9 protein-coding genes and 1 pseudogene are annotated in these 9,821 nt (G+C 61.7%); 6 read left to right on the top strand and 4 right to left on the bottom strand.

Annotated features, from left to right (window positions below; translation table 11 throughout):
* Both FY112_RS38120 and FY112_RS28470 read left to right on the top strand, forming a co-directional pair.
* Positions 1–101: pseudogene (locus tag FY112_RS38120) on the top strand (electron transfer flavoprotein subunit alpha/FixB family protein); the annotation flags it as partial.
* A 147-nt stretch (positions 102–248) separates the two neighbouring features.
* A complete protein-coding gene (locus tag FY112_RS28470; protein WP_017966357.1) occupies positions 249–1,130 on the top strand; it encodes a 3-hydroxybutyryl-CoA dehydrogenase in 882 nt (293 codons plus the stop codon).
* A gap of 41 nt (positions 1,131–1,171) precedes the next feature.
* On the opposite strand, the gene FY112_RS28465 is transcribed toward FY112_RS28470, so the two are convergent.
* Complete coding sequence (locus FY112_RS28465) at positions 1,172–1,834, bottom strand: TlpA disulfide reductase family protein (protein WP_094087717.1); 663 nt, start codon at positions 1,832–1,834, stop codon at positions 1,172–1,174.
* A gap of 39 nt (positions 1,835–1,873) precedes the next feature.
* Here FY112_RS28465 and argH point away from each other — a divergent pair, with 39 nt between their 5' ends.
* From argH to FY112_RS28445, 4 genes are all read left to right on the top strand, one after another.
* The gene (argH, locus tag FY112_RS28460; RefSeq protein ID WP_131708701.1) at positions 1,874–3,277 is read left to right on the top strand and encodes an argininosuccinate lyase; all 1,404 of its coding nucleotides are present in this window, start codon (positions 1,874–1,876) and stop codon (positions 3,275–3,277) included.
* Positions 3,278–3,400: 123 nt separating this feature from the next.
* A complete protein-coding gene (locus FY112_RS28455) occupies positions 3,401–3,622 on the top strand; it encodes a lipoprotein (protein ID WP_131628325.1) in 222 nt (73 codons plus the stop codon).
* A gap of 11 nt (positions 3,623–3,633) precedes the next feature.
* Entirely contained in the window at positions 3,634–4,902 is a 1,269-nt protein-coding gene (gene lysA / locus FY112_RS28450) for a diaminopimelate decarboxylase (protein ID WP_131708700.1), read from the top strand.
* 165 nt (positions 4,903–5,067) lie between these two features.
* Positions 5,068–7,719 (top strand): TIGR02302 family protein, encoded by a 2,652-nt coding sequence (locus FY112_RS28445; RefSeq protein WP_151519843.1) that lies wholly within the window; start codon positions 5,068–5,070, stop codon positions 7,717–7,719.
* Positions 7,720–7,864: 145 nt separating this feature from the next.
* Here FY112_RS28445 and FY112_RS28440 read toward each other — a convergent pair whose 3' ends face one another.
* The 3 genes from FY112_RS28440 to FY112_RS28430 all read right to left on the bottom strand — a co-directional run bounded on the left by FY112_RS28440 (position 7,865) and on the right by FY112_RS28430 (position 9,658).
* Positions 7,865–8,224: a response regulator gene (locus FY112_RS28440; RefSeq protein WP_003543311.1), complete on the bottom strand. Its 360-nt coding sequence runs from the start codon at positions 8,222–8,224 to the stop codon at positions 7,865–7,867.
* Between the two features lie 116 nt (positions 8,225–8,340).
* Entirely contained in the window at positions 8,341–8,883 is a 543-nt protein-coding gene (gene hpt, locus FY112_RS28435; protein ID WP_003567049.1) for a hypoxanthine phosphoribosyltransferase, read from the bottom strand.
* A 127-nt stretch (positions 8,884–9,010) separates the two neighbouring features.
* Positions 9,011–9,658, bottom strand: a complete 648-nt coding sequence (locus tag FY112_RS28430) for a hypothetical protein (RefSeq protein WP_131628321.1) — start codon at positions 9,656–9,658, stop codon at positions 9,011–9,013.
* Positions 9,659–9,821: the final 163 nt, after the last annotated feature.

The raw sequence follows: 9,821 nt of genomic DNA, 5'->3' as shown, positions 1-9,821 counted from the left end.
CCATCAACAAGGACGAGGAGGCGCCGATCTTCCAGGTCGCCGACTATGGATTGGTCGCCGATCTCTTCGATGTCTTGCCGGAATTGGAAAAGGCGCTCTGACAGCGTCAAATGCTTTTCTTTCGCACGTGCGAATGACTGGAAAATTATCTTTTATCGGGCTACTACTGCTGCCGGGCGATCCTTCGTCCGGCAGCATTGCTAGAAAAATGCGGCGGCGCGGGGGCGAATGCCGTGCGGGGTTTGGAGATGAATGCGGTGTTGAAGAATATTGGTATTATCGGTGCCGGCCAGATGGGCTGCGGCATCGCGCATGTTTCGGCCGCCGCAGGTTACAGGGTTCACATCTACGATCTCTCGCAGGACCGCATCGAATCCGGCCTTGCCACCATCAACGGCAACCTGGCCCGACTGGTGACGAACGGCAAGATGACCGAAGAGGAACGCAAGTCGACCTTGTCGCTCATATCAGGCTCGTCCGATGTCAATGACCTCGCCCCTTCCGATCTCGTCATCGAGGCCGCGACCGAGGATGAAACGGTCAAGCGCAAGATCTATACGCAGGTCTGTCCGGTCCTGAAGCCGGAAGCGCTGCTTGCCACCAACACGTCTTCCCTTTCCATCACCCGGCTTGCTGCCGCCACCGACCGCCCCGAACGCTTCATGGGCATACATTTCATGAACCCGGTGCCTGTCATGAAGCTGGTCGAACTGGTGCGCGGCATCGCGACCGACGAGAAGACCTTTTCCGCCGCCAAGGAATTCGTCGGCACGCTGGAAAAGACCATCACCGTCGCCGAGGATTTCCCGGCCTTCATCGTCAACCGCATCCTGCTGCCGATGATCAACGAAGCGATCTACACGCTCTATGAAGGCGTCGGCACGGTCGACGCCATCGATACGGCGATGAAGCTCGGCGCCAATCATCCGATGGGACCGCTGCAGCTTGCCGATTTCATCGGCCTCGACACCTGCCTCTCGATCATGCAGGTGCTGCATGACGGCCTGGCGGACTCGAAATACCGCCCCTGCCCGCTGCTGGTAAAATATGTCGAGGCCGGCTGGCTTGGACGCAAGTCCGGCCGCGGCTTCTATGACTATCGCGGGGAAGTGCCGGTGCCGACGCGGTAAACGTTTGCTGCTCGAGCCCCGTCTTCAACACGCTCGCGGCACTACGACCCGATCGCACCCTTGATCAGCGCCTTGGCATCCTCGCTGTCCCAGGCAGCCGGCCCGTTCATCGCTGAAATCAGGCATCCCTTGTCATCGATCAGCAGCGTCACCGGCAGCCCGAAAGCGAGTCCTTCCTTCTTCAGGCTGTTGAACACCGAAATCGTATTGTCGCGATAGAGCTGCAGCGCATCGACACCGGTGTCCGCGAGGAAGGTCTTCGGCTTCTCATCGTCGCCGATATCAATATTGACCGGCACGACCTGGAACCGGTCGCTGCCCATCTCCTTCTCTAGCGCGTTCAGCGCCGGCATCTCCTCGCGGCAGGGGACGCACCATGTCGCCCAGAGATTGAGAAGCACGGTCTTGCCGGCGAAATGATCGAGCGTCAGCGGCTTGCCGTCGGGTCCGTTGAAAGAAATGGCGGTCAGCTTGCGCGGCTCATTGGCGGCGACCATGGCGGCCACCTGTCCCCTCATCAGCGGCGTAATGCCGGCGATGCGGTCTTTGGCGAGCTTGCATTCGGCCGACGCCGTTTCATCGCCGCCATTGCCAATCCCCGTCTCCTTCACGTATACCGCTGCCGCACCGGCAACGACACCCGCAACGGCGGCCATCGCGATCCATTTCAGGGATGGCAGCCCGAGGGGTTTTCTTGTCGTCATTTCATTCTCCAGGACATGCATTTTAAGGCGGGCACCTTCATGGCCGACGACACCACGGACACCAAATCCTCCAACCAGATGTGGGGCGGCCGCTTCGCCTCCGGCCCGGACGCGATCATGGAGGAGATAAATGCCTCGATCGGTTTCGACAAGAAGCTATTCGCGCAGGATATTCGCGGTTCCATCGCCCATGCGACGATGCTTGCCCACCAGGGGATTATTTCCGCCGAAGATAAGGACAAGATCGTTCACGGGCTAAACACGATCCTGTCAGAAATCGAAAGTGGCAATTTCGAATTCTCGCGTCAGCTCGAAGACATCCATATGAATGTCGAAGCACGCCTGGCGACGCTGATCGGACCGGCGGCCGGCCGCCTGCACACCGCCCGCTCGCGCAATGATCAGGTGGCGCTCGACTTCCGTCTCTGGGTGAAGGAAGAGCTGCAGAAAACCGAGCAGATGCTGACCGGCCTGATCGCGGCTTTCCTCGACCGCGCCGAAGAACATGCCGAAAGCGTCATGCCGGGCTTCACCCATCTGCAGACCGCCCAGCCCGTTACCTTCGGCCATCACTGCATGGCCTATGTCGAAATGTTCGGCCGCGATCGCGCGCGGGTGCGCCACGCCATCGAGCATCTGGATGAAAGCCCGATCGGTGCCGCCGCACTTGCCGGCACCGGCTATCCGATCGACCGCCACATGACGGCCAAGGCGCTCGGTTTCCGCGAGCCGACCCGCAACTCCATCGATACGGTCTCCGACCGCGATTTCGCCATCGAATTCCTGTCGATCGCAGCGATTGCGGGCATGCACCTGTCGCGTCTGGCAGAAGAGATCGTCATCTGGTCGACCCCGCAATTCGGTTTCGTGCGCCTCTCCGACGCCTTCTCGACCGGCTCGTCGATCATGCCGCAGAAGAAGAACCCGGATGCCGCCGAACTGGTGCGCGCCAAGACCGGCCGCATCAATGGTTCGCTGGTGGCGCTGCTGACGATCATGAAGGGCTTGCCGCTCGCCTATTCCAAGGACATGCAGGAAGACAAGGAACAGGTCTTCGACGCCGCCGAGAGCCTGGAACTGGCAATTGCCGCCATGACCGGTATGGTGCGCGACATGACCGTCAACACCGCGCGCATGAAGGCGGCGGCCGGCTCCGGCTATTCGACGGCGACCGATCTTGCCGACTGGCTGGTGCGCGAAGCGGGCCTCCCCTTCCGCGACGCCCATCACGTGACCGGCCGCGCCGTAGCACTCGCCGAAAGCAAGGGCTGCGACCTTTCCGAACTGCCACTCTCCGAGCTACAGGCGATCCATTCAGACATCACCGACAAGGTCTACGACGTGCTGACGGTTGAGGCATCGGTCGCCAGCCGCAAGAGCTTCGGCGGCACGGCACCGTCCGAAGTGCGCAGGCAGATCGCATTCTGGCGCGCCCGCAACTAAGAGATACCAGGCGTGGCGAAAAGCCGCCGCGCCCTTCTGCGGGGCGCGCAAAGACCGCCAACAATCAGGGTGCACAAGGCGGATAAACTTCGCTATGAAGATGTCCATCGTTCGATATGAATGATGCCATCAAATGCGCAGAAGAGGATATCCATGAAGAGCTTGCCGCACCTCGTCCGCCTGACGGCGGTTTTCGCCGTCATCGGCCTTGCCGTTGCCGGATGCGGGCGAAAGGGCGACCTCGATCCGCCGAGCGCCGCGGCAACCAAGGGAGGCGACGTTTCCAAGCCGACGAAACAGCCGGGAACCGTCGACAAGCCCTTCCTTCTCGATCCCCTTCTTTAAGGCATAAGCCCGTGAATCATTTCGAATACCGTGACGGCGTCCTTCATGCCGAGAACGTCCCCGTTCCCGAGATCGCCAAGGCAGTCGGCACGCCGTTCTACGTCTATTCCACCGCAACGCTGGAGCGCCACTACCGCGTCTTTTCGGAAGCTTTCGCCGACATGGACTCCATGGTCTGCTATGCGATGAAGGCGAATTCGAACCAGGCGGTGCTGAAGACACTGGGCCGCCTCGGCGCCGGCATCGATGTCGTCTCGGAGGGCGAGTTGCGCCGCGCGCTTGCCGCCGGCATTCCGCCAGACCGCATCATGTTCTCAGGTGTCGGCAAGACGCCATCCGAGATGGATTTCGCCCTTGAAGCCGGCATCTACTGCTTCAACGTCGAATCCGAGCCCGAGCTCGAGATCCTCAACCAGCGCGCCGTCAGCGCGGGCAAGAAAGCGCCGGTCTCCTTCCGTATCAACCCGGATGTCGATGCGAAGACGCATTCCAAGATCTCGACCGGCAAGAAGGAAAACAAGTTCGGCATCTCCTGGGAGCGCGCCCGCGCCATCTACACCCATGCCGCCAAGCTGCCCGGCATCGAGGTCACCGGCATCGACATGCATATCGGCAGCCAGATCACCGAGCTGCAGCCCTTCGACGACGCCTTCAAACTGCTGCACGACCTTGTCGCGACGCTGCGCGCCGATGGCCACACCATCCATCACGTCGATATCGGCGGCGGCCTCGGCATCCCCTACAAGGACGACAACAATCCGCCGCCGTTGCCGGATGCCTATGCGGCAATCGTCAAGAACCAGCTGCGCGGCCTGGACTGCAAGATCATCACCGAGCCCGGCCGCCTGATCGTCGGCAATGCCGGCATCCTCGTGACCGAGGTCCTTTATGTGAAGGATGGCGGCGAAAAGACCTTCGTCATCGTCGACGGCGCGATGAACGATCTCATCCGCCCGACGCTTTACGAGGCCTATCACGAGATCCGTCCGGTAACGATTTCGGCGGCCAACGCGCCGCGCATCCGCGCCGATGTCGTCGGCCCCGTCTGCGAGACAGGCGATTATCTGGCACTTGACCGCGAGATGGCGATGCCGAAGCCCGGCGACCTCATGGCAGTCAGCACTGCAGGCGCCTACGGCGCGGTCCAGGCCGGCACTTATAACAGCCGCCTGCTGGTGCCCGAAGTTATGGTCAGAGGCAGCGATTTTCATACGATTCGCCCACGCAGAACCTATGCCGAACTGATCAGCCTTGACTCCGTTCCGGCCTGGCTCGACTGAACAAGCCATCACTTTTTGGCGAATTAACGTGAAAAGCCGGTAATACCGGTCGCTCGCCCTCGCCTTCGCCACAAAGAGTGTTATCCTTTCGTTCATGAGCGTATTGCCCTGCAATCGCCGGAAGCGCCCTCTGTTCCAGAACGCCAGATCGCGGAGACCGGACCGATGACAAGCCCCTCTCGGCAGAAGAAAGGTGCATTTGCGTTCCGTCCCTCGCTTGCCCGGCTGGTGACGACGAAACGCCTGCTGGCGCGCATCGTGCTCTTTTTCGAGCAGCTGCTGCCGCCTTTGATGCCGGTACTGTCCGTCATCGCCTTTTATCTCTGCGCTTCCTGGTTCGGCCTCTTCCGCAGCGTGCCGGACTGGCTGCGCATCCTGCTGCTGATTGCCTTTGCCGCCGCTTTTCTGGTTTCGCTCCTCCCCTTCCGCACCCTGCGCTGGCCGAGGGTCGCAGAAGCCGACCGCATGCTGGAAGAGCGCAACGGCCTGCCGCACCAGCCGGTCACCGTCCAGGAAGACGAGCCGGCCTTCGATACCCCCTTCGGCCGGGCGCTCTGGCGCGAGCACCAGACGCGCATGGCCGAAAAGATCGCAGCGCTCGATGCCGGACTGCCGCGGCCTGATATCGCCGCGCATGACCGTTTCGCGCTGCGCGCCGTCCCGGCGCTGCTGCTTGTCACTGCCTTCGGTTATTCGCTGTCGATCAACGGCGGCTCGATCCGCGACGCGTTGCAGGCAGCACCCGAGCAGGTGGTCAGCGATCCGGCGGTACGCATCGACGCCTGGGTGACGCCGCCTTCCTATACCGGCCGCGCCCCGATTTACCTGACGGCTGACGGCAGCGAGCAGGCGCCGATCGGCATTCCACAGTTTTCAGGCCTCACTGTGCGCGTCAGCGGCGGAAAGACGGCGGAAAAAGTCGTGTTCCGCAAGGCGAACGGCGAGGCGCAGGATATCGCCGTGCAGGCGGATACCAAGCCGCAGCAGGCGACGGCATCAGGCAGCGGGCAGCCGACGGCGGCACCCGCCAGCCAGACTCTCGTCGCGCAGACGCATATGATGAAGCTCCAGGAGAACGGTGCACTCGAGGTCAATGGCCGCCGCTGGAGCTTCGACGTGCTGCCCGACAAGGCGCCGGAGATTGCCTTTAACGGCCTGCCGAAACCCAGCGTCAACGGGGCGCTTGAAATCGGTTTCACCGTCAAGGACGATTACGGCGTCCAGGAGGCGCATGCGGAGATCGTTCCCGTCGAAACAGACCCGACGGCAACGCCGCTCTATCCGCTGCCGGAGTACCGGCTGGATGTCCCCCGCCGCAACGCCCGCGACGCCAAGGGCGTGACCAGCCGGAACCTGACCGAACATCCGCTTGCCGGCAAGCGCGTGCGCATCACCCTCGTCGCCAAGGATGCCGCCGGGCAGACCGGCCGCAGCCCGCCGCATGAAATGGTGTTGCCGTCGCGGCCCTTCAACGAGCCGCTTGCCGCGGCCGTCGCCGAGGAGCGGCAGGTTTTTGCGCTCGATACCCGCGAGATGCCGCAGGCGATCGCCCTGAACGAGGCACTGACCATCCGACCCGAAGAGACGATCCCCAAGCTCACCAACTATCTGCTGCTCGAATCCGCCTTGACGCGCATGAAGCTCGCAAAGGGCGAGGATGCGCTGAAGGATACGGCCCAATATCTCTGGGAGATTGCACTCGGCATGGAGGACGGCGATCTATCGCTCGCCGAGCGGAAGCTGCGCGAAGCCCAGCAGAAGCTTGCCGACGCGCTGGACCGCAACGCTCCCGACGCGGAGATCAAGAAGCTGATGGACGAGCTGCGCAAGGCGATGCAGGACTATATGACCGAGCTTGCAGAGCGCATGCAGAACGCGCCGATGCAGCCGAACCAGAACGCGCAGAATGTCCTGCGCCAGCAGGATCTGGAACGGATGATGGATCAGATCGAGAATCTCGCCCGCTCCGGCAATCGTGACGCGGCCCAGCAGATGCTGTCGGAATTGCAGCGGATGATGAACAACCTGCAGGCGGGCCGGCCGCAGCGCGGTCAGCAGGGCCAGGAAAACAGCGAAGCCCGTAAACAGATCGACAAGCTCGGCGAGATCCTGCGCGACCAGCAGAAGCTGATGGAACAGACCTTCCGGTTAGACCAGCAGCTCAGGGACCGCATGCAGCGCGGCGAGAATGACATGGGCGAAAACGATCCGCTGCTCGACGATATGAATCCCGGAGAGAACGGCGAGCCACAGGACCAGCAGCAGGGCCAGCAAGGCAAGGAAGGCCAGCAGCCCTCCGACCAGATGACGGCCGAGCAGCTGCGCGAGGCGCTGAAACAGCTGCGCGCCCAGCAGGATGCGCTCGGCAAGCAGCTCGGCGAATTGCAGAAGAGCCTCGGCGAGATGGGCATGAAGCCCGGCCCGGGCTTCGGCCAGGCGCAACGCGAAATGGAAGGTGCCGGCCGTGAACTCGGCCAAGGACGTGGCCAACCGGCTGTCGAGGGCCAGGGCCGCGCGCTCGAAGCGCTTCGCCAAGGCGCCCGCGACATGATGAACCAGATGATGCAGGCGCAGCAGGGCCAGCAAGGTCAAGGTCCGAACGGCCAGGTTGGCCAGGGCGACCAGAACGGCCGCGACCCGCTCGGTCGGCCGCGCCGGACCCAAGGACCTGAGTTCGGCGATAACGTGAAGGTGCCTGACGAAATCGACGTTCAGCGGGCGCGAGAAATCCTTGACGCGATCCGCGAAAAACTCGGCAACAATCCACCGCAGGAAATGGAACGGCGCTATCTCGAGCGGCTGCTGGACATCCAGTAGGTCCTACGCCACCGCACAATGGATCGCAGTCACTCTAACAGAATGATTTTAGGCCGGAGCGGCCTAAAATCTAAATCCGGATCTCAATCGAGGAAGGTGGGCACCATCTCGTCCGACGACCACTCACACCTTTCGGCATCATGCTTTAGGCGACGAGCGCCCGGGCGACCGCCTTGCGGATATCGGGAAGCGCGAAGGGTTTGGCAACGACATCTATGATCTTTTCGGCAAGATCGTCGGCCCGTTCGCGCTGTTCGGCGTAGCCGGTCATCAGCAGGATCTTCAGACCCGGAAAAGCGTCCTTTGCCTGATGGGCGAGCTCAATGCCGTCCATCACGGGCATGCGGATATCTGAAAGCAGCAGATCGTAGACCCCGTCCTTGAGCTTCTCCAGCCCCTCGGCCCCATCGGCCGCCTCGTCGGTCTCGTGGCCATCAAGCCGCAGGGCCCGGGCTACGAAGGACCGCAGGGAGTCCTCGTCTTCCGTAATCAGAATTCTTGCCATATGTGCATCGCTCCGTATCAGCCCCGCGACGGAAATCACCAGACTTTCCTTTTCGATCGGTAAAGATGAGGAAGCGATGGACGAGATGGTTAACAACCCGTCTCGAAGGCAACAGCTCAGGCGTCCCCGGTCACCACGCCGACGAAGGGCAGTTCGCGAAAGGCATAGGCGACATCCATGCCGTAGCCGACGACAAAATAGTCGGGGCATTCGAAGCCGACATAATCAGCCTCCAGCTTTTCCTTGCGCTTGACGCGCTTGTCGAGCAGCACAGCGATCGTGACGTTGCGCGCGCCACGTTCGAAGAGCAATTCCTTGGCAAAGAGCAGCGTCCGGCCGGATTCGAGGATATCATCGATCAGCAGGACGTCGCGGCCATGCACGTCGCTGTCGATATCCTTGACGATGCGTACGCCCTGCGAAACCGTGCCGATGCCGTAACTCGACAGCGTGATGAACTCGACCTCCGGGGCAAGCCCGCTATCATGCAGGGCGCGAATCAGGTCGGCGGCGAAGATGAAGGAACCCTTCAGCACGGCGATGACGAGCAGGTCCTTGGTCGGACCATTGGCGATCTCCCGCGCCATCGAATGATTGCGCTCGGCGATCTGCTCGGCAGTGAAGAGCGGCTCGATGTTTTTTCCGCGCACGACAGGCATAAGGGCTTGCTCCATGAAAAGAAGGGTAAGCCGTTAGCACATATGCGAGCCTGAAACAGCCTCGCCGGCTATGAAATTAACGCGATTGGCGCAACCTGCGACGCGAAAATCGGCAATCCATGTCCTGTTACGTCTGTGGCAGGAAGGAAAGCCGAACTTCCGGCATTTTTCCGCCGGCATGCTGGACGCGAGCCGAGAAGCCACGGCTCTGGCCGCCATAGATCACATCGGCGGGCGGGTTGATGACGATGCTTGCGGTCAGCCGCTCGTCGGTCACGAGATCGGCACGGATCGGATGCACCGTCTGCGTCGTGCCGCTCTCGTTTTCGATGATGCCGTTGATGACGAGCACGCGCATGCCGTTCGCATCACGCGGCGTCACCGTTACATGGGTGAAATGCAGCGACGCTCCGGAACTGGCTCGCTCGCCGGAAAGGCCGGAGAAACCACCCGCAAGTCCGAAGACGAGCACGACCAGCGCCAGCACCAGCGCTGCGAAGCTCCGCATCGACGCACGCTGCAGCCAGGATTCCACCCTCCGCAGAACGGAAGCAGCCATCGCAGGCATGAGCGGCGGCTGCGTAGCGGCCATGCGCTTGCGGTTGTCGTTATAGGTCCTTGCATTGAATTCCCTGGGCCGAACTTTGCCGAGGGTGACGAATTCGGCGTCGGAGATATCGGCAGGACGCGCCGAGCGGTACCGACGGTTGGCGGGTTCCGGCGGCAGGAAATCATAGGCCTGGCCCGGTGTCCGGCTGAAGGAGGATGCTTCCATGGTGGCTGCCTCGCAGATGTCCACATGGTTTCGCTGCCAGAGGAAATCTTGGCATTGAAACGAATCCTGCTCAGTCGTAAATTTTATTGGTTAATGCTTCGCAAAGATCGCCATCAAACGGGCGTCTTTCCAGCAAAATTTACCGGCTGTTAACGGTGTTGGT

The sequence above is a fragment of the Rhizobium sp. PEPV16 genome, assembly GCF_008919455.1.
Taxonomy (GTDB): Bacteria; Pseudomonadota; Alphaproteobacteria; order Rhizobiales; family Rhizobiaceae; genus Rhizobium; species Rhizobium leguminosarum_Q.
The sequence above is the reverse complement of the archived record's forward strand: the minus strand, read 5'-3'. Positions and strand labels throughout refer to the sequence as shown.